The organism is Enterococcus sp. C63 (assembly GCF_040887215.1).
GTDB classification, from domain to species: domain Bacteria; phylum Bacillota; class Bacilli; order Lactobacillales; family Enterococcaceae; genus Enterococcus_B; species Enterococcus_B hirae.
This window is the reverse complement of sequence record NZ_JBFOFI010000002.1, coordinates 394,473-416,875: the sequence shown is the minus strand read 5'-3', so window position 1 is coordinate 416,875 and position 22,403 is coordinate 394,473. Positions and strand designations below refer to the sequence as shown.

The 22,403-nt window shown below is 38.2% G+C and carries 23 protein-coding genes; 2 read left to right on the top strand and 21 right to left on the bottom strand.

Going from position 1 to position 22,403, the window contains the following annotated elements:
• Positions 1-3: 3 nt before the first annotated feature.
• From ftsZ to AB3H90_RS04510, 11 genes are all read right to left on the bottom strand, one after another.
• Positions 4-1,248, bottom strand: coding sequence for a cell division protein FtsZ (ftsZ, locus tag AB3H90_RS04560; RefSeq protein WP_010719775.1), 1,245 nt, complete (start codon positions 1,246-1,248; stop codon positions 4-6).
• A 22-nt stretch (positions 1,249-1,270) separates the two neighbouring features.
• Positions 1,271-2,599, bottom strand: coding sequence for a cell division protein FtsA (gene ftsA, locus AB3H90_RS04555; RefSeq protein ID WP_010719776.1), 1,329 nt, complete (start codon positions 2,597-2,599; stop codon positions 1,271-1,273).
• A gap of 153 nt (positions 2,600-2,752) precedes the next feature.
• A complete protein-coding gene (locus AB3H90_RS04550) occupies positions 2,753-4,000 on the bottom strand; it encodes a cell division protein FtsQ/DivIB (protein ID WP_368016272.1) in 1,248 nt (415 codons plus the stop codon).
• Positions 4,001-4,016: 16 nt separating this feature from the next.
• Positions 4,017-5,099 (bottom strand): undecaprenyldiphospho-muramoylpentapeptide beta-N-acetylglucosaminyltransferase, encoded by a 1,083-nt coding sequence (gene murG / locus AB3H90_RS04545; RefSeq protein ID WP_368016271.1) that lies wholly within the window; start codon positions 5,097-5,099, stop codon positions 4,017-4,019.
• Positions 5,100-5,115: 16 nt separating this feature from the next.
• Positions 5,116-6,486, bottom strand: coding sequence for a UDP-N-acetylmuramoyl-L-alanine--D-glutamate ligase (gene murD, locus AB3H90_RS04540; protein WP_368016270.1), 1,371 nt, complete (start codon positions 6,484-6,486; stop codon positions 5,116-5,118).
• A gap of 13 nt (positions 6,487-6,499) precedes the next feature.
• Positions 6,500-7,462 carry a phospho-N-acetylmuramoyl-pentapeptide-transferase gene (gene mraY, locus AB3H90_RS04535; RefSeq protein ID WP_368016269.1) on the bottom strand — a complete coding sequence of 321 codons (963 nt, stop codon included), beginning with the start codon at positions 7,460-7,462 and terminating at the stop codon, positions 6,500-6,502.
• Between the two features lie 26 nt (positions 7,463-7,488).
• On the bottom strand, positions 7,489-9,681 hold the full coding sequence (locus AB3H90_RS04530; RefSeq protein ID WP_010719781.1) for a penicillin-binding transpeptidase domain-containing protein: 2,193 nt from the start codon (positions 9,679-9,681) through the stop codon (positions 7,489-7,491).
• A complete protein-coding gene (gene ftsL, locus AB3H90_RS04525) occupies positions 9,682-10,077 on the bottom strand; it encodes a cell division protein FtsL (RefSeq protein WP_010719782.1) in 396 nt (131 codons plus the stop codon).
• Positions 10,078-10,081: 4 nt separating this feature from the next.
• Positions 10,082-11,041: a 16S rRNA (cytosine(1402)-N(4))-methyltransferase RsmH gene (rsmH, locus tag AB3H90_RS04520; RefSeq protein WP_053766114.1), complete on the bottom strand. Its 960-nt coding sequence runs from the start codon at positions 11,039-11,041 to the stop codon at positions 10,082-10,084.
• Positions 11,042-11,061: 20 nt separating this feature from the next.
• Positions 11,062-11,493, bottom strand: a complete 432-nt coding sequence (gene mraZ, locus AB3H90_RS04515) for a division/cell wall cluster transcriptional repressor MraZ (protein ID WP_014834189.1) — start codon at positions 11,491-11,493, stop codon at positions 11,062-11,064.
• A gap of 171 nt (positions 11,494-11,664) precedes the next feature.
• Entirely contained in the window at positions 11,665-12,033 is a 369-nt protein-coding gene (locus AB3H90_RS04510) for a DUF3397 domain-containing protein (RefSeq protein ID WP_368016268.1), read from the bottom strand.
• 255 nt (positions 12,034-12,288) lie between these two features.
• On the opposite strand from AB3H90_RS04510, the gene AB3H90_RS04505 reads away from it, so the two are divergent.
• A complete protein-coding gene (locus AB3H90_RS04505; protein WP_010719786.1) occupies positions 12,289-13,245 on the top strand; it encodes a magnesium transporter CorA family protein in 957 nt (318 codons plus the stop codon).
• Between the two features lie 69 nt (positions 13,246-13,314).
• Positions 13,315-13,431, top strand: coding sequence for a DUF4044 domain-containing protein (locus AB3H90_RS04500; RefSeq protein WP_010719787.1), 117 nt, complete (start codon positions 13,315-13,317; stop codon positions 13,429-13,431).
• A 222-nt stretch (positions 13,432-13,653) separates the two neighbouring features.
• Here AB3H90_RS04500 and recN read toward each other — a convergent pair whose 3' ends face one another.
• The 10 genes from recN to AB3H90_RS04450 all read right to left on the bottom strand — a co-directional run bounded on the left by recN (position 13,654) and on the right by AB3H90_RS04450 (position 22,295).
• The gene (gene recN / locus AB3H90_RS04495) at positions 13,654-15,333 is read right to left on the bottom strand and encodes a DNA repair protein RecN (RefSeq protein ID WP_010719788.1); all 1,680 of its coding nucleotides are present in this window, start codon (positions 15,331-15,333) and stop codon (positions 13,654-13,656) included.
• 17 nt (positions 15,334-15,350) lie between these two features.
• Entirely contained in the window at positions 15,351-15,800 is a 450-nt protein-coding gene (gene argR / locus AB3H90_RS04490; protein ID WP_010719789.1) for an arginine repressor, read from the bottom strand.
• A gap of 99 nt (positions 15,801-15,899) precedes the next feature.
• Complete coding sequence (locus AB3H90_RS04485; RefSeq protein WP_010738204.1) at positions 15,900-16,718, bottom strand: TlyA family RNA methyltransferase; 819 nt, start codon at positions 16,716-16,718, stop codon at positions 15,900-15,902.
• 14 nt (positions 16,719-16,732) lie between these two features.
• The gene (locus AB3H90_RS04480) at positions 16,733-17,617 is read right to left on the bottom strand and encodes a polyprenyl synthetase family protein (protein WP_368016267.1); all 885 of its coding nucleotides are present in this window, start codon (positions 17,615-17,617) and stop codon (positions 16,733-16,735) included.
• A complete protein-coding gene (locus AB3H90_RS04475) occupies positions 17,617-17,841 on the bottom strand; it encodes an exodeoxyribonuclease VII small subunit (protein WP_010719792.1) in 225 nt (74 codons plus the stop codon). Before AB3H90_RS04475 ends, AB3H90_RS04480 begins: the two co-directional genes overlap by 1 nt.
• A gap of 5 nt (positions 17,842-17,846) precedes the next feature.
• On the bottom strand, positions 17,847-19,187 hold the full coding sequence (gene xseA, locus AB3H90_RS04470; protein ID WP_034698802.1) for an exodeoxyribonuclease VII large subunit: 1,341 nt from the start codon (positions 19,185-19,187) through the stop codon (positions 17,847-17,849).
• Positions 19,188-20,033 carry a bifunctional methylenetetrahydrofolate dehydrogenase/methenyltetrahydrofolate cyclohydrolase gene (locus AB3H90_RS04465; protein ID WP_063626747.1) on the bottom strand — a complete coding sequence of 282 codons (846 nt, stop codon included), beginning with the start codon at positions 20,031-20,033 and terminating at the stop codon, positions 19,188-19,190. It lies immediately after the preceding gene.
• A 94-nt stretch (positions 20,034-20,127) separates the two neighbouring features.
• A complete protein-coding gene (nusB, locus tag AB3H90_RS04460; protein WP_010719795.1) occupies positions 20,128-20,577 on the bottom strand; it encodes a transcription antitermination factor NusB in 450 nt (149 codons plus the stop codon).
• A complete protein-coding gene (locus AB3H90_RS04455; protein ID WP_010719796.1) occupies positions 20,570-20,995 on the bottom strand; it encodes an Asp23/Gls24 family envelope stress response protein in 426 nt (141 codons plus the stop codon). Before AB3H90_RS04455 ends, nusB begins: the two co-directional genes overlap by 8 nt.
• Before the next feature lie 235 nt (positions 20,996-21,230).
• Complete coding sequence (locus AB3H90_RS04450; RefSeq protein WP_010719797.1) at positions 21,231-22,295, bottom strand: Xaa-Pro peptidase family protein; 1,065 nt, start codon at positions 22,293-22,295, stop codon at positions 21,231-21,233.
• Between the last annotated feature and the right edge of the window lie 108 nt (positions 22,296-22,403).

Genomic DNA, 22,403 nt, shown 5'->3' with positions numbered 1-22,403 from the left:
CCTTTATTTTTTACGACGGAAAAATGGTGGTGTACTTAATTCATCGTCACCTTTTGCTTTTGTTTCTTCACGATTGAATGTATCAAATTCTTTTTTTTCGATAGGTTCAAAATTCGTTTCTTCAACTCTAGGACGGACATTTTGTTCACGTCTGATGTCCCAGTCACCAAAACTGCTATTTTCTTCTTCAGCAGAGATTGGTTTTGCTTGATCCATATCTAAAACTGTTTTTTGAGTAGATGATTGCATTTGTGTTTGTCTAGCCGGACGACTAGACTTGCGTTCCTTTTTTGATTCGTCGATACCCGTTGCAATAACCGTTACACGGATTTCATCGCCCATTTCTTCATTGATTGATGTACCTAGAATGATGTTAACATCGCCTGTAGCAGCATTTGCTACGATATCTGAAGCATCTTGAGCTTCAAATAAAGTCATGTCTAATCCACCAGTGATGTTAAGCAAGACTTGCTCAGCTCCATCGATTGATGTTTCAAGAAGTGGAGAAGAAATAGCTTTCTTCGTCGCTTCGATCACACGTTCTTCACCGCTTGCTACACCGATACCCATTAACGCTGTTCCTTGGTTTTCCATAACAGTTTTCACATCAGCAAAGTCAAGGTTAACGTAACCAGGGGCTGTAATCAAATCTGAGATCCCTTGAACCCCTTGACGTAATACATTATCAGCTTCACGGAAAGCTTCTAACATTGGTGTTTTCTTGTCAACTACTTCAAGAAGACGGTTGTTTGAGATAATCAATAATGTATCGACGTTTTCTTTCAAACGTGCGATACCTTCAGCAGCAAATCTGCCACGTTTTGGTCCTTCAAAAGTGAATGGTCGAGTTACGACACCGACAGTTAAAGCACCAAGTTCTTTAGCAATTCCTGCTACGATTGGAGCAGCACCTGTACCAGTTCCGCCTCCCATACCTGCAGTAATGAAAATCATGTCAGCGCCATCTAAGGCTTCGCGTAAAGCTTGTTCACTTTCTTCGGCAGCTTTTTGACCAACTTCTGGTTGAGAGCCTGCACCTAGTCCGCGTGTATATTTAGGTCCTAATTGGATAACTGTTTCAGCTTTTGAATTTTTCAATGCTTGGACATCTGTGTTGGCAGTGATGAACTCAACACCTTTTACATTTTCTTCAATCATACGGTTAACAGCATTTCCACCGCCGCCACCGACACCGATGACTTTGATTACTGCGCCGTCATTGATATTATTATCAATTGAGAATTCCATATTTTATTCCTCCCAGGATGAATTAATCAAAAATTTTTGAAAAGAAACCTTTAATTTTAGTTGTTACATCTTCGTCTGATTTCTTTTGTTCAGGTTCGTCGTAGACCGTTTCTTCTGGAACATCATAGCTATCATTATCATATGATGTCACTTCTTGTTCTACAGTTGTGTGATGCGCGACCACTGTTTCACCTGTCACAGCAATTTTAGCCAATTGATAGACTTCACTCAAGTTAGCTGAGTAATCCACGATGCTGATTACATTAGTAAAGACTGGATTACGAAGTCCCATTTGGTTAGGTACATATAGCTTAACATTCACACCAAAAATCTCTTGTGCCAGATCAACAACACCTGGAAGGCTTGCAGCACCACCAGTTAGTACGATACCACCAGGTAACTCTAGTGCTTCGATTTGGTCTAACGCTTCTTTGGCTTTATTGAAAATCTGTTCCATACGGGCTGAAATCACTTCTGATAAATAGCGTTCATCCACTTTGACAGGTTCAGATTGACCGATCACATCTACTGGAAACTCTTCATTTGCAGAAGTACGTTCTGGATAAGCATCCCCATAATTGATTTTTAACGCTTCAGCATTATTGAATGACGTATTCAACACAATCGAGATATCTTTTGTGACGAACTCGCCACCTTCTTGATCTAGACTAGTGAACTTCAATTGTTTGTCATGCATAACAGCTGTTGTCGTTTGTCCACCGCCCATATCAATCACGATCGTTCCAAAATCTTTTTCTCCATCTGAAAGGATTGTTTCTGTTAAAGCTAATGGTGTAATGACTAATTCATTGACAACCAATCCTGCATTTTCTACACATTTACGGATATTATGAACAATCGTCTTTGGCCCAGTAAATAACAAGCCATACATTTCTAATCTGACACCGATCATTCCACGAGGATCTTTGATTCCTTCGAATCCATCAACGGTAAAGTCTTGTGGCAAAATTGATACGATTTGACGTTCAGGAGGAATTGAACGAACAAGGGCAGCTGAAGCCACGTTTCTGACATCTTCATCGGTGATTTCTTTCGAATCCCCGTTTACTGCAATCATTCCTTGGCAATTTTCCACTTCAAGCAAGTTTGCTGGTAGACCAACACTAACCCCTTTGATCTGTATTCCTGCTTTTTCTTCTGCTTGTCTTACTGCTCGTTGTATCGCTTGGACCGTTTTATCGATATCAACGATAATGCCGCGGTTAATCCCTTCTGATTTTGCGTTTCCTACTCCAATAATATTCATTTGGCTGTCGATATATTCAGCCACGACAACTTTGACAGATGTCGTTCCAATATCAAGGCCTACATACATTCCTGTTTTTGCCATGAACGGGATTCCCTCCTACTTACTATTCCATATACAAGCGAACAACTAACGTCCGTTTTTAAATATACTTTAATAGATATATTCACTGCCTTCAATTCTACCATAAATTACCGGTTTTTAGAAAGTAGATTATCACTTTTTAAAGCTGTTTTATTAATTTTCGGTTAAATCTGAAGACGATGAACTTGAATTGTCATCGATTTGGCTAGATTCACTTGTATTCTCTGACTGACCTGCTTGATTTGACTCAACTGATTCCGAAGATTGGTCTGACTGATCACTTGATGCTCCCGATTGTCCTGTGAGATTTTCGGTAGAACTTGTCTGCACAGATGGATCTGTTACTCCGCCATTCTCCTTCTTGCTTTCACTGTAAGGATAAGAGAAAATCCCTACCTCCATATCAATGACGCCCTTTTCCTTCATCTCTTTAGCGACTTGTGGATAATATTTCATTTGACTGGCTAGATTTTGAATATTGACGATCACTTGGTTCCCATCATTCATATTTAGTTGGATCAAATTTTTATTGCTCTCTTTTGGTGTATATTTGATTTCTGAAATTGCTTTTTGTAATTCTGAAGTTAATTGATTATATTCTTTAACCAATTGACTAATTTTGGCGTTATCTGTGAAATTCTCTAGAATTGGTAAATTCTTAGTCGGATTTGCTACTTTTTCCTTTAAGACTTTCCCATTTTCGATTACAGGAAAATATTCGCCGTCCTTCATCACTAAAGCAATCTCTTTGTATTCTTTGATAGCCAACTCAAAAGTATTGATTGACTTAAAATGCAATTGTGCGCTCTCTACTCTTGGTTGTTCTTTTTTCAATGTATCAAGATATTGGTTTTTATGGAAATACTGACTCCAAACATTTCCATCAATTGCCAAATGAGAGTCGGCAATGGCTGTTTGACTCGTAATCATTTGGTTCCCTGAAACTGTTATCCCTTGCAGTCGACTATAAGGGGAAACATAATAAATCAAAAAAATCAGTGGGATCGTTAGGATTGAAATAATAAAAGTCAGTCTTCGATAAAGAACTTTATTTCGTTGATTTTTCAGATTCGGTAGCCGATTTAAAAAAGAGCCATTATAAGGACTACCAATTTTTGGTTGTTCAATTTTTTCAAATGGCTCAGAGTCTCCTTTTTTCATTGGATCAGAAGCGGTTGCTTCTTGCTTCTCACCTTCCGCTGAGTCTGCTTCTTTAGTAGCGGAAGTGGATGCTGCCGGCTCATTTGTATTTTCATTTTTTTCTTCTTTTTGCTCTTCTTTTTGTTCTTCCTTTTTTTCGTGTTCTGCCAAATATTTCCGGTTGGCCTTTTGCCAAGGAGTTAGATTTTGTTCACCCTCAGATTCATTTGGCAGCTTGTCTGGCTTTTTTTTCTTACTCACTAAGACCACACCACCTTTATTTTTGAATTAATGATTTTACTAGCTCGTACATTCTTTCTGATGCGTCTGGGATTCCTTGCTGTTTAGAAGCTAAAGACATTTGTTTTTGTAATTGATCATTAGTCATGATCTCTTCAATCGCTTGTTTTAGGGAACGTCCATCTAATTCGTCATCTTTGATCATCTTCGCTGCATTGTTTTTGACTAAGCTCATTGCATTTTTTGTCTGATGGTCATTCGTCACATAAGGACTTGGAATTAGAATAGCTGGCAAACCTAAAGCTGTTAATTCAGCAATCGAAGTCGCACCTGCTCTACCAACCAATAGATCGCTTGATGCCATTACTTCTGCCATTTTATTGATATAAGGCTGTATGCTGACATTGGCACAAGCAGGAACTTTCGTTTGGATATCTTTATAATAGCGTTCGCCTGAGGCATACAGAACCTGGTATTCCTGATCGAACGACATTAAAAATTCTGTCACTGCCTGATTGATTTTTAAAGCCCCTTGACTACCACCAAAAATCAAGACTGTTTTTTTCTCTGGATCAAGTCCATAAGTGGCTAAAATTTTCGATTTATCCATATCCGCAACTTCTTGCGCCCGAGGATTACCGATCAAAGACGATTTTTCTGCAGGAAAAAATGGAGCAGCATCTTCAAAAGAAAGTGCGATTCGATCCACATAGCGACTTAAAAATTTATTGGTGATGCCAGGCACACTATTTTGTTCATGGATGATCGTAGGAATCGCTAACTTAGATGCCGCATAGACTACTGCACCCGACACGTAGCCCCCAGTCCCAATCACCACATCTGGTTTAAATTCTTTTAAAATTTTTTTTGCTTCTCGAATACTTTTTAAAAAAAGTTGGATAGTCTTCAGATTATCTAGCGAAAGCCTCCGCTGAAATCCTTGTATTTCTAGCGTACGAAAAGGCATCCCGGTCTCAGGAACAATCTTATTTTCTAAGCCTCTTTGCGCTCCAACGTACATAAACTCAGTATTCGGCTCTTTTGTTTTTACATAATTGACGAAGGCTAGTGCTGGATAAATATGCCCGCCAGTTCCGCCACCAGTAACCAAAATTTTCATTCATTCTCGCTCGTTTCTACTTTTGTATAGTTAGTTTATTGACAGCTTCCATAAACCGTTCGCCTCTAATTTCAAAATTAGGGTATTGATCCCAACTTGCATTTGCTGGGGACAATAAGATCGAATCACCCTCTTCACTCAATTCAAGGGCGATCGGTACAGCGGCTTCTGCGTTTTCAGCTGCCTTGATCACAGGGATACCTGCTTTCTTGCCGGCATCCGCTAATCTATTTTGAGTTTCCCCAAAAGTGATCAACGCTTTGATGCCTTTTAAAGCTGGTATCAACTCATCAAATGAATTTCCCCGATCCAGACCTCCAGCGATTAATACTAATTGATCTAACTGAAAACCACTTAATGCCATTTTAGTAGCTAAAATATTAGTTGCTTTTGAATCGTTATAAAACTTCCTTCCTTGAAATTCCCCCACATACTGTGTACGATGCGGTACTCCATGGAAATGGTGTAAAGCATTTTTGATCGCTTCATTTGAGATACCATATAATTTAGCAACTGAGATGGCAGCTAGTGCGTTCTCAACATTGTGTGAACCAGGAACACCCAATTCTGTAATATCCATGATTTGTTCTTGGTTATAGTAGATACTACCATCTAAAGAATAGGCACCTTTAGGTAGTTTTTGTTCCGTCGCAAAAGGTAACACCGTTGCTTTAGTCTTTTTACTGAGTTCTCTTAGCTCTTCTTGATTCCAATTCAAAATCAAATAATCTTTCTCTGTCATATTCTGTTGTAAATGCCATTTTGCTTTTACATATTCTTTTCTCGTTTTGTGGTAATCGATATGAGCCTCATAAATATTGGTTACTACTGCTACATGGGGACGAAAATCAGTGATTCCCATCAATTGGAAACTAGATAGTTCCATAACGATTTTATCGTCAGCTGTTGCTTCTTGCGCCACACTACTAGCTGGATAACCGATATTCCCGGCTAGGCGAGCTGTTCCTGGCAAATCACCAGCGTTCAATAACAAGCCTGTCATAGTTGTTGTTGTAGTTTTACCATTCGTTCCTGTAATCCCAATAATCGGACATTCCGCTACCTCGTAAGCTAATTCCACTTCCGTAATTACCGGAATACCCAGTTCTTGTGCTTTTTGAACAAATGGATGACTATACGGAATCCCCGGATTTTTCACCATCAAAGAAAATTCTTCATCCAATAATTCAATCGGATGGCTTCCAGCAATCACTTTGACTCCCAGTGATAGCAACTCTTGTGCTTCTGGATTTTCATCAAACGGCTTTCCGTCATTAACAGTGACAAGTGCGCCCAACTCATGTAACAGTTTGGCCGCACTAAATCCACTTTTCGCTAATCCAAGAACAAGGACTTTTTTGTTTTCATATGTTGAAATTTTTTTCATTTCCTGTCATCTCCTACCAAATGAACCATAGTGTTATTAAAGAAGTTACAATACTTACTAACCAAAAAATGATGTCGATCTTCCATTCCGACCAACCACACATTTCAAAATGATGATGGATAGGAGACATTTTGAAGATACGTTTTCCTGTTAATTTGAAAGAAGTAACTTGAAGCATTACACTTGCTGTCTCCATAACATAAATCAAACCAACTAATAACAATGTCCACTCTTGGTTTAGCATAATAGAAATTGCTGCCAATAATCCACCTAATGCCAGAGAACCAACATCGCCCATGAATATTTTGGCTGGTTTACGATTATAAGCAAAAAAGCCAAGTAACCCACCAAGCACACTTAAACAAATAATTAAGACATCATATTGTTGCTGATGCCAAGCAATGATCCCGTACGTTGCAAAAGAGATCGTTCCTAGTCCAGCAACTAATCCGTCAATCCCATCTGTCAGATTAACCGCGTTTGAAAAACCAACAAGCCAGAAAATAGCAAATACCCCATAGAATAGTCCAAGTGGCAACTCTATTCCAAAGAAATTTAACGTACCAGGATAGCCTTCTGAACGATAGACAAGATAAAAAATGATCCCGCCAATGATCTGCCCTAGCAGTTTTTGTTTAGAGTTTAGCCCCATGTTTCGTTTTTTAAAGATTTTAATGAAATCATCTAAAAATCCGATCACACCATATAAGGCTAAAACAAATAGTAGGATGAAAAGAGTAGGCGTCAACTGATTTTGCCAAGCGCCAACCCAAATTCCGGTTAATATTGCTGCAACTAAAAACACCAATCCACCCATCGTTGGAGTTCCGGCTTTTACATTATGCCATTTTGGTCCTTCTTCACGAATCGCCTGCCCTTGTTTTTTCATTTGAAAATACCCAATAAATAGTGGCATTGCTGCAATAGTCATTGCACAACTACTAACGATAGGAATCAATGCTTGTGTCCACTCCATACTCTTTTTCTCTCCCAATTCTATTCTTATTCTTCTAATGTAAAACTTAATTTTTTATCAGTGATTTTTTCATAGGGTGCTAAACTTTGCTCCTTACAGTAACCATCGCCATGGAAGGTGACTTCAACCCCTAAGATTTTCCCTAACTTCATAATATCTGCTTTGGACCAATCGGTGACATCAGGCATTAGTTTTTCTCCACCTGTATACAAGATCAGTTTTTCGCCAGAAATCAATTGATCACCATTTGCAGTAGATTGTTTCTTCACTTTTTTCCCATCACCTACAACGATAGGTTGCAATCCACTTTTCTGTGCATCTGCTGCGGCAACGTCAGCACTTAGATTACGGTAATCTGCTACAGTGATTTTTTCTGTTTTTGCTTCTGGTGAATTTTCTTCTTCACTTTCTTGGAAGTCCATCGCACGTTTCATCAATGGATTAGCGATTTTAGCTAAAGCCATTCGATCGTAAGTCTTAGGATGTTTCATCGTAATGTATAAAACATACTCTGGATCTTCAGATGGAACCATTTCGACGATGGAATATAAGTATGCTGTATCGCCAGTTTGGTACCCACCTTTATCAGAAGCAATCTGTGCCGTACCAGTTTTAGCTGAAACATTATAACCCGGCACACTATATACCCCATATGCACTACCATAATTTTCGCTTTCAACTACGTCACGCATATATTCTCGTACTTTTTCGGTCGTTTCTTTTGAAAATGGTTGCCCCAATACTTCCGTTTGCGTTGTACGCTCTTCATTCGTTGCAGGATCTACAACTTTACTGATGTAGCGTGGTTGGATCATCGTTCCATTATTTGCGACGGAAGTGAAAGCTTTCATCATTTGGAAATTTGTAACACCAATCGCTTGCCCATAAGAACTCATTGCGCGGTCAACGATATTTTCTGTTGGCAAAGCACCATTTACTTCATCATCTAGACCTGAATGAGTACTTTGACCAAAACCTAATTTTTGTAGGTAGTTGTACCAAGTACCGCCCATTCGTTGCTCTAGCATTACCATCCCAACATTACTTGACCAAGATAACGCTTGTCGCATCGTAAGAACTCCTTTTGCTCCAAAATCGTGGTCGTTGATCGTCGCATCAGCAACTTTTATTTTCCCAGATTGGTACGTTTCATTCTCATTGAATTTCCCTTCTTGGATCGCTGCTGCAGTCGTGAAGACTTTCATAGTTGAACCAGGCTCATAGCTATCTTGCACTAAGAAATTACGCCAAACAGCATCCTTGCCGGTTAAGCCTTCCATCGTTTCAGGATTAAAAGTAGGTCGTTGACCCATTGCTAGAATTTCTCCAGTTTTCGCTTTCATCAACATGGCTGTTAATTCTTCTGGTTGGTATTCTTCATTCACTTGATCCATAAGCGTTTCAAGATAACTTTGTAAACGACTATCCAACGTCGTATAGATATCTTGTCCGTCAACTGCTTTCACTTCTTCTGCCACTGTTCCTGGTAGAGGATTTTGGTAGTTGTCTTTTTGGTAAACGATCTTCCCATTTTTACCACTTAAAATATCATTATAAGCAGCTTCTAGTCCGAGCTTTCCAACTAAGCCATTTTCATTTTTATCTGGAACAGCATAGCCGATAAAGTGGGAAGCAAATTCGCCGTTAGGATACATCCGTGCGGGATGATCTTCAAAATACAGACCGACTACTCCTGCTTTCTTCATATCGTCTTCTATATTCTGTTTGGTCTCTTGACTGATATTTTTTCCATAAGAACCAAATTCAACTTGATATAGATTATTTTTGGCGCCATCTTTTAAGATTTGTAAGGCATCGTTCTTTTCTATAGAGAGATTTTTATTTAGTATCTCGGCGATTTTGTCAAAGTTCTTTTCTTCGGCATACAATTTTTTGTCACCAGAAGTATAAGTTTTTGAAAGGATTGCTTTGATTGAGTAAGAAGTGGCATCTTCTGCCAAAGCGACCCCATTCCGATCATAGATCGTTCCACGTTTTGCTTTTACGACCTCGCTCCCTTTGTAAAGTTGTTCGGTCTTTTCTGCCAAAGAGGTTCCTGCCACGTGACCACCGATCACGATATAAGAAAAACGAACGGCAAATAAAAAGAACAATCCAATACTCGTAGCAAATAAAATGATACCTACTTTTTTGCGATTGTTCGTCGGATTTAGATTTTTCTTTTCCATAAACCGCCGGAATTTATTTTTAAGACTCATTTACTTCACTTTCCTTAAATTGTCGTCATTGATTGACAACCCTTTTTCTTCTGCGATTTTTTTGATTCGTTCAGTACGTGATAATTCATTTTTTTCCTGTACTAAACTAGTTTTTTCTTGGTTTTTTTGAGTGATCTCTGTTTGAATCGTTGTGATTGCTTTTTCGACACCACTGATATTTGTTCGTAACATGACTGTTAAGACACATAGTGCGATCACTGAAAAAATAATACTTACTACTGCTAATTTTTCTAAAACAGAAATATGTTTTAGGCGTTTAGCCGGTGATTGAGGGCGTACGATTTCTTGATTTGAATCTGGCAATTGTTGTTCTGGTTGATCAACCACTTCTGGTAAATCATATGGATATTCTTGGACTTTTTTTAATTCTGCCATTACGCTACTCCTCTTTCACTCGTATTTTTTCAGCAATCCGTAATTTTGCACTACGTGATCGATTATTTTCACTTAGTTCTTCTTCTGATGGAAGAATCGGTTTTCGATTAATCAACTTCAGCTCTGGCTGAAATTCTTCAGGAACAACCGGTAATCCGGGTGGTAAATCTTGAACGGTACTGTATTCTTTGAACATACTTTTGACAATTCGATCTTCTAATGAATGGAAGGTGATCACACTGATTCTTCCATTGATTTTTAATAGCCGAATCGCCTGTTCTAATGAAGCTTCTTCTGCACCTAATTCATCATTTACTGCAATTCTTATTGCTTGGAAAATTCGTTTAGCTGGGTGTCCACCTTTTCTTCTTGCTGGTGCAGGAATCACATCTTTAATGATTTCTACTAATTCACCAGTTGTTTGGATCGGATGGATTTTTCTTACTCGTTCAATTTCTCGAGCAATTTGTTTAGAAAATTTTTCTTCGCCATAACGAAAGAAGATTTTTACTAATTCATTATAGGAATACTCATTAACAACGTCATACGCTGACAGAGGTGCTGATTGATCCATACGCATATCCAAAGGAGCATCCTGATGATAACTAAAACCTCTTTCAGCTTCATCTAATTGTGGAGAAGATACGCCTAAATCATACAAAATACCATCGACTTGAGGAACATGCTCTTTTATCTTTGCTTCTAATTCACGAAAATTCGCTTTGATAAAAGTAACCATACCTTTTTCAATGTATGGGGCTAACCGTACTTTTGCATGATCAATGGCTTTTTGATCCTGATCGAATGCATAAAGGTGCCCGTTTGTATTTAATTGGCTCAAAAGATATTCACTATGTCCGGCACCGCCTAGTGTACAGTCTACATAAATGCCATCTGGTTTGATGTTCAAGCCATCTACCGTTTCTTTCAACATGACTGTATAGTGTTGAAATGTCTCAGTCATTAGTCAGCCTCTTCCTATTCTTATAGTCCAAAATCAATCATATTTTCAGCAATTTCATCAAAGTTTTCTGCTGCCACTTCAGAAAATTCTTGCCATCGTGCCTCATCCCAAATCTCGATTCGATTGGATACACCAATGACAACACATTCTTTCGTTAAAGCAGCGTAGTTTCTTAATGTACTGGGAATGTTGATCCGTCCTTGTTTGTCTAATTCACATTCAGTGGCCGCCGAGTAAAAAAAACGCACAAAAGTTCGAGCATCTTTTTTCGCTAAAGGCATGTCGTTCAGTTTTGTTTCTAAATTCGCCCACTCTTTCATTGGATAGCCAAAAAGACAGCCATCTAATCCACGCGTGAGAACGAATTGTTCACCTAACTCTTCACGAAGTTTTGAAGGTACGATCATACGACCTTTTGTATCAATATTATGCCGAAATTCGCCCATGAACATTGAAACTACCCCCATCTCTCCACTAACTAAAATTAGTCTACCACAATCCCCCACTTTCTACCACCTTTTATGGGAAATCAGAGAATAACTTTTTTATTAGTAAAAAAAATTTTAAGAATCAAGCTGTAAAAAGTCTTTAAAAAGTCTTTTTACAGCTTGATTGGCTTTTTATCAAAGATACGAGAGAAGATTTAAGACGATTAAAACGACATAAAAACCACTTGTTAACAAGAAAGCTAAACGCCAAGTCATTTTAAGATAACGTGAATAGATAATTTCATCATAGTAATACGCCTGGAATACAGCGATACAAATCGCCATCAACAAAAGTGAAATCATAAAGAAAGGCAGGAAGGAAACTGTCGCAGAATTGCGTGACAATGCATGCATCCCTCCCCATAAAAAAGGAACGGTAAGATCAGGCGCTTTGATTTTAAAACGACGATCTAATGAAAAAATTTTCACTAAAAAATTACAGCCAAACAACACGATGGCTGGAAAGATATACCAAAATAAAACAAGTGGCGTAAAAGTGCCCATCTAACAAAACTCCCTTTCATAGTTGGTTCAAGTATACCTGATGTATTTTACACAACTATTTCATTTATTTTAAATTTATAAAGTTTTCTACTATTTTTACTTCTTAGATAAAGATCTAATCCAAATTGTATGAGTCCACTCCTTTAATACTACCTTTTTCCTGTTCCTAGCCAATCCCATTTTCCAAGCTCTTTCACTGTGTTCTATTCTGATATTCGTTATAATAGATGAAAGAGCGTATTAGGAGGTTCAAAAATGATCAAGTATTTTTCTATCGAGGATCGACAATTGGTCAATACTCAAAAAGAAACAGCAGATACGATTTGGTATTGCGTCGAACGTCCAAGTGAAGATGAAATCCAACAAATCACACACCAATTTCAAATTCCGTCTGATTACATTACTTCTATTTTAGACGATGCTGAAAATTCACGAGAAGAAGAATTTAATCAGACCAAATTAACAAAACCAGCGTTATTATTATTGCAATACCCGTTTCCAAAAACAAGCCCAAGTGGCTATTTTCAAGTAGATACTTACCCTTTTTCTATTATTGTGACACCTAAAAAAAAGCTTATCACAATTACGAATCATGAACCACTCTTTTTGAAAAAAGTATTTAGTCAAGCTTTTACTGAAAATGATTTACCAGCCAACTTAAATATCTTCATGCAATTATTGTGGCAAATTACTTTTTCCTACAATACTTATCTCAGCACCTTACAATCACAATGCGATGTCTTGGAAAAACAATTGCGTGTCTCAACAGAAAATAGTCAACTGTATCAAATCATGGATATCCAAAAAAGCTTGGTTTATTTCAAAGAAGCAACCACGGCTAACTTGACCACTTTAAAAACCTTAGTAAAAAACAAAACGATTCAAGAAAACCACGCTTTAAAAAATCATCTCCATGATGTGATTATTGAAACAGAACAATCACGCACTACCGCTCGAATTCAATTAAAACTAGTTGAACAAATGAATCAAACCTTTTCAGCGATTGTTTCTAATAATCTAAACAATATTATGAAAATTTTAACTTCTCTAACGATCATCTTAACGATCCCGACCATCATTGGTAGTCTATATGGAATGAATATCAAGCTTCCTATTGCAGGAAGGGACGATGCGTTTTTATGGATTATTCTACTGATGATTTTTATCAGTATCGCTACTGCTTATTATTTAAAAAAGGGAAAGTTTTTGTAACCGTCCCCTTGTGAAGAAAAGTAAAAGGAGTTAAACTAAAGACAACTAAAAAATTTCGAGGTAAAAATTATGCGCGAGAATAAACAAACAAGTACTTTTTCAAAAATCACTAAATTCGTTGTTTGGACCATGTTGATTTTAACGATTGGTTCAGTTGTCTTGACTGCAGTTATGAGTGTCATGTAAGAATGGCTTAAAAACCAATAAGTCCCGCACTTCCTAAAAAGAAGTGCGGGACTTGTTTTTTACCCTGCTAGGAAAGAATGTTCGCTTGCTAATGGTTCGTTTTTTATAAGAAAGCCAAGTGTCGTTTTAGTTGCTGCCATACAAGTAGCATCTCTGAGTCAAATAACTGTTCATTCTAAGATATCCTCTTCTCTTAGACTGCTCAGGCTTCTACCTATTTTTCTATTTACTTGCTAAGCGTAATAATTCTTTGGCATGCTCGACTGTTAGTGGGGTAATTTCACTTCCTGCTAACATTCGGGCAATTTCGGTCTCTCGTTGTGTGGGTTGTAGTTCGGTAACCGATGTTTGGGTACGTCCATCAATGACTTCTTTTTGAATATAGTATTGAAAATCGGCAACTGCAGCGACTTGCGGTAGATGGGTGATACACAAAACTTGTGAGTGACATGAGATCTGTGAGATCTTATCTGCAATCGCTTGGGCAACTCGGCCGCTTACTCCTGTATCCACTTCATCAAAAATGATACTAGTCACACCTTGTTCTGAAGAAAAAATAGTTTTTAACGCCAACAACATACGTGATAGTTCCCCACCCGAGGCAACTTTTACTAATGGCTTCAATGGTTCTCCAGGATTTGTGGTTATGTAAAATTCCACTTGGTCCAATCCATTAGCATCTAATTGTCCATTTTTTTCAGATGAAAAACGGACTTCAAACTCCGTGTTTTCCATATATAGACTTTTTAATTCCGTTAAGATTGATTTTTCTAGTTCTTTAGCGATTTTTTTTCTTGTTTTATGCAGTGCTAATGCTTGTTCTTGCAAGAACGTTTCTTTTTTAGTTAATTCCAGTTGCATTTTTTCTAGTTGACCTTCTGAGAAATCAGAAGAATCCAGTTCTTTAGTGATTTCTTCGTAATAATCAAGGATTGCTTCCACTGACTCCCCATATTTGCGTTTCAACTGACGAATCAATTCAAGCCGTTGATTGACTTCTTCTAATCGGTTTTCATCCAATTCCAGCAGATCGATTTGGCGACTCATGTCACCAATGGCATCTTGAAGTAAATAATAAGCACTTTGAACATTCTCAACGATTGCTTCATATTCATTATCTAGATGAGCAATGCTTTGTAGTTCAGAAACAGCTAAACCAACGTTATCCACACTACTGGGTTCTCCCGCACTCAATGCACTATAACCACTAGCAAAACTATCCACGATCTTTTGATAATTGCTTAATTTTTCTCTTTCCTCGCTTAACTGTTCCTCTTCGCCAACTTGTAAATCAGCTGCTGCGATTTCTTCTTGTTGAAAATGAAGCATGTCGATCCGTTGAACAAATGATTTTTCATTTTGTTGGACTTTCCGCATTTTTCGTTCGAGCTCACGATAGATAGCATACTCTTTTTGATATTTTTTCTTTTGTTGTTGAAAAGTACGATCACCAAAACGATCCAATAAATTTAAATGGGCTTCTGGTTGTAATAGCTCCTGGTGTTCATTTTGTCCTTGAATATCAACTAGATAACTTCCGATCCTTCTAAGGTTTGCCAGCGTAACAATATGTCCATTGACTCGGCAGACATTTTTACCCGTTAATGCCATATCACGACGAACAATCAAGTTATCACCATCTGATTCGATGCCCAGTTCTTCCATCAATTCAGTAAATCCTTCTTGACTTGGCCATTCAAACAACCCTTCTAAGATACACTTATCGGCTCCTTGTCGAATATAATCACTGGAGCCTCTACCACCAGCCAGTAATCCAAGGGCATCAATGATAATCGATTTACCTGCCCCGGTCTCGCCAGTTAGAGCTGTCATTCCTTTATGGAAAGACAAATGCAATTCCGGAATAATCGCAAAATTAGTAATACTGATCTCTTGTAACAAGGCAACCACTCCTCAACTCAAAGGTAATGTAAAAAATCCATTTTCAATGCAACTGCATCTTCTTCTGTTCGTGTGATCATCAACACATTATCGTCATCATTAATGATGGAAAACAATTCTTTTTTATATCGTTTATCAATTAAATTAGCCGCAGCAGAAGCGTTGCCTGGTAAAGTTTTTAAAATGACAAATTTTTCCATTTGATCAACAGCCACAAATGCATCTTTCAATAACTTTTCTAATTTCGTACTAACGTCTTCAGTAGTTTCTGCAGGAAGACTATAGCGATAACCTCCATCAGCTGCAGGAACTTTGATGAGTTTGAGTTCTTTGATATCTCTGGAAATCGTTGCCTGCGTCACTGAAATCCCTTTGTTTTTCAGGATCTCCACAAATTCTTCTTGTTTTCTGATATCATTTTCATTTAGTAGCCGGGTAATCAAACGATGCCGATCTTTTTTTCGCATACGTTCTTCGCTCCTTTACGTATTCTTCCTTACTATGATAGCTTATTTCAAACGCTTAATAAAGAAGAATCCGCTGTCTTCTTTATTGCTTGCCCGTCATTATTTGTGGTTAAACTGGTTGTGGGCTTCTTGGACGATCTTTTCAGGTGCCACATCTGGAGATAACGTTCCTTGATCAGAAACTTTTTTCAAATGGGCTAAAAATTCAATGTTCCCCTCTCCACCGGTTATTGGCGAATAACTTAAATCTAATACATCATACCCATGCATCGCAGCAAAGTGTAAAATATCCTCAATCACTTGTACATGTGTTTGAGGGTCACGAACGATCCCATTCTTGCCAACTGCTTCTTTCCCCGCTTCAAATTGTGGTTTGATCAAAGCAATCACTTCGCCACCGTCAACTAAAATTTCGTGTAATGGCACTAACATCAAACGTAAAGAAATGAATGATACATCGATGACGGCAATCTCTGGGGTTCCTTCTTGAAAATCTTCTGGTTTGGCATAACGAAAATTCGCTCTTTCCATTACTACAACTCGTTCATCTTGTCTGATTTTCCAAGCTAATTGATTATACCCAACATCCAGAGCATAACTCATTTTTGCACCATTTTGTAAAGCCGCATCGGTAAAACCACCCGTTGATGCTCCAATATCCAATAATATTTTACCTTCTACAGATAAATCAAAGACCTTTAGCGCCTTTTCTAATTTCAATCCTCCACGAGAAACATAAGGTAATTTTTTGCCTTTGATCTGTAATTCACTACTTACAGGGATTTTTTCCCCTGGCTTATCGAAACGTTCATTTTTTTCGTTATAGATCAAACCAGCCATAACTGAACGTTTGGCTTGCTCTCTCGTTTCAAACAAGCCTTGTTTGACTGCTAAAACGTCTACGCGTTCTTTTTCCATTTTTTTCTCCATTTCTATACACTGAATTGCTGAACTAATTGACGTAAAAGTTGTCCATCGAATGAATATACCGTTTGTTCTAACTGATCAATCATTCGATTCGCCGCATCAATCTCATTTTCAAGTGCGCTTTTTGTTTCTTCGATACCTAATAAACCTGGATAAGTCGTTTTTTCCATTTTAGCATCTTTACCAGCTGTTTTACCTAATACTTCAGTCGTGCTAACCACATCGAGCAGATCATCACGAATTTGAAAAGCAAGGCCTAGATGACTGGCTAATTTTTGTAGGCTAGCTAAAACTTCCTCCGATTGGTTTGCTAAAACTCCTCCCGCTAATAAAGCGTAGTGCATCAAGCGACCAGTTTTTCTTTCGTGGATAAACATTAATTCCTCTAATGTTAATTGTTTTGTTTCTCCCTCGATATCCGCTGCTTGACCAGCAACCATCCCTTGGGTTCCCGCATTGATTGCTAATTGTTGCAGCAGTAAAAGTTTTGGTGAGTTTGCTAAATGAGCCATACTGATTAGTTGAAAGGCACCTGTCAATAACCCATCTCCTGCTAAAATAGCCAGTGCTTCCCCGTAGACTTTATGGTTTGTTGGTTTCCCGCGGCGTAGATCATCATTGTCCATTGCCGGAAGATCATCGTGAATCAACGAATACGTGTGGATCATTTCCAAAGCAGCTGCTACTTGATAAGTTGTTGTATTGATCGATTCGCCAAACGCAGCTACTGTACTAAGTAAAAGCAAAGGACGAATCCGTTTGCCTCCAGCACGAATGGAATAAAGCATACTTTCTTTCAACTGTTCATCAGAAGTGTAGTCATTTAGAAAAGAAACAATTTCTTCTTCTACAGAAGATAGATGGATCGTTGAAAAATCAGCCAACTTCATTATGCTTCCTCATTTCCTTCAAAAGTAACTTCTTCATTTGCCTCTGACATCATTTTCGTCAAGGTTTTTTCAGCTTTAGTTAAAGTATCTTGGCAATGCTTACTTAATTCCATTCCTCGTTTAAAAGCATCTAAAGCAGATTCTAAAGGTACATCACCTTGTTCTAATTCCATGACAATTTTTTCTAATTCTTGTAATGATTCCTCAAATGTCGGATTTTCCATATTGATCATTCTCCTTCTTCTACTTCTTGTACCGTAGCATTCACTTGTCCGTCTTGGTAATGGATCGTGATCGTATCCTCAGGCTTCATCTCTGTCACACTTTTCACGACACGACCTTCGATTGTTGTGTAATTGTATCCTCGCCCCATGATTTTCAACGGACTAAGCAAATCTAATGATTGAATCGCTTGTTGGAAACGTTGCTGCTGGCTCTGCATATATTGTTCCATTTTTTCAGCTAACCGCTTCTCTAAGTAGTCTGTTTCTTGCTTGGCAGATTTCACTCGATAAGTCGGTGCAACTTGTGCCAACTGATGGTTCAAACGAACCGTTTGTTTTTCTTTCAAATGATAAATTTGTTGTGTCGCTTGGAACAAGCGCTGTTTGAACTGATCAAGCTTAATTGTTTGTCCTTCATACAAACGTTCCGGTTGACGGAAAACATATGATTGTTTTGCTCGTTCAAAACGTTCTTGTTTGCGTTGAATTTGACGCAAAAAGGCCTGTTCAAGCCTTGCTTGCCGTTCTTTCAGCTTCAACAATACTTCAGATAAAACAGGAACAGCTAATTCAGCTGCCGCCGTCGGTGTGGCTGCTCGTACATCTGCTGCTAAATCAGCAATAGTAGTATCCGTCTCATGCCCAACTGAAGAAATCACAGGTGTTCGTGCCTCAAAAATGGCACGTGCTACTCTTTCTTCATTAAATGGCCACAAGTCTTCAATCGATCCGCCGCCACGTCCAATGATCATCGTGTCGAAATCTCCCAGTTCTTCAACACGACGGATATTTTCAACGATATTGTCAGCTGCTTGATTTCCTTGCACCACCGTTGGGAATAGGACGAGTTGGGCGATGGGGTAACGCCTTTTGACAGTTGTGATGATATCTCGGATAACTGCACCGCTTGGACTGGTCAAAACTGCAATTCTTTTTGGAAAACGTGGAAGAGCTTGCTTATGTTCCGGCTTAAAAAGACCTTCTTTTCGCAATTTTTCTTTTCGTTCTTCTAATTCTTGATATAGCGCTCCTACACCATCAGGTTCCATGTGTTCGACGTAAATCTGATAAGAACCAGAAGCTTCATAAAGAGAAATCCGTCCGACAACTAATACTTTCATCCCTTCTTTAGGTTGAAAACGTAATTTTTGAAATGCACCTTTGAACATGATTGCTGAGATTTTCGCATGGTCATCTTTTAAACTAAAATATTGATGTGCATTTGCTCTCAAACGAAAATTCGAGATTTCACCTGTTAAATAGACCCTTTCAAGATAAGGGTCTACATCAAATTTCCTTTTTAAATACTTGGTTAATGTGGTTACTGTTAAATATTCTTGTGTCATCTACTCACCTGCTTCAGCAGCCAGCACGGTTTGATACATCAGCATCGTAATCGTCATAGGTCCTACTCCTTTAGGCACTGGAGTGATATAGCTTGCTAAAGGTTCTACTTCATCAAATTTTACATCACCGATCAATTTCCCATGCTCATCACGATTCATACCAACATCGATCACCACTGCGCCTGGTTTGATAAATTCCTTAGTAACAAAATGGCCTCGCCCAATCGCTACGACTAAAATATCAGCTTCTTTTGCAAGTTCAGCAAGGTTAGCCGTTTTTGAATGAGCAATCGTTACTGTAGCATCTGCCATCAATAATAATTGTGCCATTGGTTTCCCTACAATATTGCTACGTCCGATCACCAGCGCCCGTTTCCCTGCCAAATCGATATCATAAGCTGCGAACATTTTCATGATGCCATATGGCGTACAAGGAATCTTATCCGGGTTACCAGCTAATAATCGTCCTAAATTCATTGGATGAAAACCATCTACATCTTTTTTAGGATCAATTGCTAATAAGACTTTTTCTTCATCAATGTGTTTTGGCAATGGCAACTGAACAAGAATCCCGTGAAAATTTGGGTCTTGATTATATTTTTCGATTTCAGCTAACAACGTTTCTTCAGAGATCGTGCTTGGGTAACGTTCAACTTTTGAATGGATCCCGATTGATTTTGCGGAACGTTCTTTATTACGTACATAAACCTGACTGGCTGGATTTTCTCCTACTAATAAAACGACCAATCCGGGGGAGATCGATTTTGTTTTTAATTCGCTCACTTTTATCGCAATCTCTGCTTGCATTTTTTCAGCTAGTTCTTTTCCATTAATCAATTCTGCCATACGATCACTCCCAGATTTTTTTGTGCTTTCATTCTACCATAGATAAACAAGCTTTTAGAACCCGTTTCCTTGTTTTCATAGAAAAAAGCTGGGACTATGCCCCAGCTTCAATCTCTTTTAAAACATTAGATAATACACCGTTGACAAACTTACGTGATTGATCATCACTAAAAGTTTTGGCTAATTCAATGGCTTCATTCAATGCGACTGCGGATGGTACATCTTCAATGTACTTCATTTCAAAGATGGCGATACGCAAGATGATCAAATCCATCTTAGAGATACGATTGATGCGCCAGTTTCCTTTGAGGTGCTTCTCAATGGTTTGGTCTAATTCGCCTTTTTTCGCACACACACCGCCAACCAATGTATCTAAATAAACAGGAACAAACTCTGACTCCTCTTCATTGATCATTTCTTTGTGATCCAACTCAATTGCATGGAAAATTGCGTCTTCTTTGGTCAAATCAGCATTAAAATCTAATGGAAATAATGCTTGTAAAGCCATTTCACGAATTTCGTGTCTTGATAATTCTTTATTCATTTTCTTCCTCTTCGTCTTCAAAAAGTTCTTCAATTGCTGGTTGTTCTAGTTTTTCCGGTACGACTGCTACCACATGAACATTGACTTCTGCTAAAGCAATGTCTGTCATGAAAAGAACTTGCTGATTCACGCGTTCTTGCATTTCCATCGCTACTCTGGGAACAGAAACCCCATATTCTAAATAGCAATAAAGATCTACTTTTAACCCATCTTCATCATTTACTAAATAGACACCTTTACCATGCGCTGCACGCCCTAATAATTCCGTTACGTTGCTGGCAAATGTTCCACGCATCCCATAAACGCCTTCTACTTTTGAAGCAGCGATACCAATAATCACTTCAATGACTTCTGGCGCAATGACAATTTCACCAAGCTCTTGAGTCGCATTCAAAACTAAATTTTTGTCCTCTGCCATTTTATCTATTCCTCCTTTTGCCTCTACACAGATTGTTGCCTACGAATGAACCGTTCTTTCACTTATTCTTCATTCGAAACGTATAAAGGTAAACTGTTCACTTGCCTATTTGAGAGTCTTTTTCTCAAACAAATTACGCTTTGTTTTCAAAGCTTGCTGTCTTCTATAGTGTATCATTAAATCAAGTGATTTTCTATAACAAAGTCTGAGTGAATGATGCTTTAGGCTACGCTCATCATAAAATAATCAACTCTTTTGGTGAATGCGTCAACACGCGATTTCCATCAGAAGTAATCAATAAATCATCTTCGATTCTAACGCCACCGATACCTGGTAAGTAAATGCCTGGTTCGTCGGTAATAATATTTCCTGGAACAAATTGTTTCTCAGCTCGAACTGAAACATTGGGTCCTTCATGGATCTCTAAGCCAATTCCATGTCCTGTTGAGTGTCCAAAAGCTTCGCCATAACCATGTTTCGTAATGTAATCTCTAGCTACAGCATCTAGTTGCTTACCGGTAACTCCTGGTTTAGCTACTTCCAGAACTGCTAGTTGGGCTTCAAGAACGATTTGATAAATTTCTTTTAATTGTTCTCCTGGGTCACCAATCGCAAATGTTCGTGTCATATCAGAAACATAACCTTCATAGTAGCATCCAAAATCTATTGTGATCAAATCGCCTTGTTCAATGATTTTTTTGCTAGCAACTCCATGTGGCATAGCTGAGCGTAAACCACTAGCAACGATTGTTTCAAAAGAAACACCTGACGCTCCAAGTGAACGCATATAAAAATCTAATTGGTTGGCAACTTCGATCTCTGTCATTCCCGGTTGAATCATCTTGAGAATATGGTCATATGCCAAATCTGCAATACTACAAGCTTTTTCAATAATCGCAATTTCTTCTTCGTCTTTGATTTCTCGAAGTTCTTCAATCATGCCCGAAATAGGAATCAGTTGCGCATCAATGATCTCTTCTAATACCGAATATTCTAAGAAGGAAACAGTTGTTTCTTCAAAACCAAGTTCACGTAGTCCTTCTTTTTGAACTAAGTCAGCTACTTCTTCAAAAATCGGTCCTACATTTTTGATGATCTCAAATCCTTGAGCTTGAGCTGCTGCTTGCTCGGTATAACGAAAGTCAGTAATAAAAAAGGCTTTTTCCAATGTGATGACCGCTAAGCCTGTCGTACCAGTAAAATTAGTCAAATAACGAAGATTGTATGGACTAGTGATCAAAAATGAATCTAAATTTTCTTCTTGCATCTTTTTACGCAATTTTTCTACTCGTAGCATCATAAATGAAATTCCTTCTTTCTTTGCTCTCTTTTTTCTATTATAGCAAATTTTCTTTCTGACACAGCAGATAAAACAAATTTTCTTAATAAACTTAGTAAAACAAAAATA

Coding starts and splice junctions, on each gene's coding strand:
- ftsZ (WP_010719775.1), bottom strand. CDS start 1,248: ATGGAATTCTCAATTGATAATAATATCAATGACGGCGCAGTAATCAAA.
- ftsA (WP_010719776.1), bottom strand. CDS start 2,599: ATGGCAAAAACAGGAATGTATGTAGGCCTTGATATTGGAACGACATCT.
- murG (WP_368016271.1), bottom strand. CDS start 5,099: ATGAAAATTTTGGTTACTGGTGGCGGAACTGGCGGGCATATTTATCCA.
- murD (WP_368016270.1), bottom strand. CDS start 6,486: ATGAAAAAAATTTCAACATATGAAAACAAAAAAGTCCTTGTTCTTGGA.
- mraY (WP_368016269.1), bottom strand. CDS start 7,462: ATGGAGTGGACACAAGCATTGATTCCTATCGTTAGTAGTTGTGCAATG.
- AB3H90_RS04530 (WP_010719781.1), bottom strand. CDS start 9,681: ATGAGTCTTAAAAATAAATTCCGGCGGTTTATGGAAAAGAAAAATCTA.
- ftsL (WP_010719782.1), bottom strand. CDS start 10,077: ATGGCAGAATTAAAAAAAGTCCAAGAATATCCATATGATTTACCAGAA.
- rsmH (WP_053766114.1), bottom strand. CDS start 11,041: ATGACTGAGACATTTCAACACTATACAGTCATGTTGAAAGAAACGGTA.
- mraZ (WP_014834189.1), bottom strand. CDS start 11,493: ATGTTCATGGGCGAATTTCGGCATAATATTGATACAAAAGGTCGTATG.
- AB3H90_RS04510 (WP_368016268.1), bottom strand. CDS start 12,033: ATGGGCACTTTTACGCCACTTGTTTTATTTTGGTATATCTTTCCAGCC.
- AB3H90_RS04505 (WP_010719786.1), top strand. CDS start 12,289: ATGATCAAGTATTTTTCTATCGAGGATCGACAATTGGTCAATACTCAA.
- AB3H90_RS04500 (WP_010719787.1), top strand. CDS start 13,315: ATGCGCGAGAATAAACAAACAAGTACTTTTTCAAAAATCACTAAATTC.
- argR (WP_010719789.1), bottom strand. CDS start 15,800: ATGCGAAAAAAAGATCGGCATCGTTTGATTACCCGGCTACTAAATGAA.
- AB3H90_RS04485 (WP_010738204.1), bottom strand. CDS start 16,718: ATGGAAAAAGAACGCGTAGACGTTTTAGCAGTCAAACAAGGCTTGTTT.
- AB3H90_RS04480 (WP_368016267.1), bottom strand. CDS start 17,617: ATGAAGTTGGCTGATTTTTCAACGATCCATCTATCTTCTGTAGAAGAA.
- AB3H90_RS04475 (WP_010719792.1), bottom strand. CDS start 17,841: ATGGAAAATCCGACATTTGAGGAATCATTACAAGAATTAGAAAAAATT.
- xseA (WP_034698802.1), bottom strand. CDS start 19,187: ATGACACAAGAATATTTAACAGTAACCACATTAACCAAGTATTTAAAA.
- AB3H90_RS04465 (WP_063626747.1), bottom strand. CDS start 20,033: ATGGCAGAATTGATTAATGGAAAAGAACTAGCTGAAAAAATGCAAGCA.
- nusB (WP_010719795.1), bottom strand. CDS start 20,577: ATGAATAAAGAATTATCAAGACACGAAATTCGTGAAATGGCTTTACAA.
- AB3H90_RS04455 (WP_010719796.1), bottom strand. CDS start 20,995: ATGGCAGAGGACAAAAATTTAGTTTTGAATGCGACTCAAGAGCTTGGT.
- AB3H90_RS04450 (WP_010719797.1), bottom strand. CDS start 22,295: ATGATGCTACGAGTAGAAAAATTGCGTAAAAAGATGCAAGAAGAAAAT.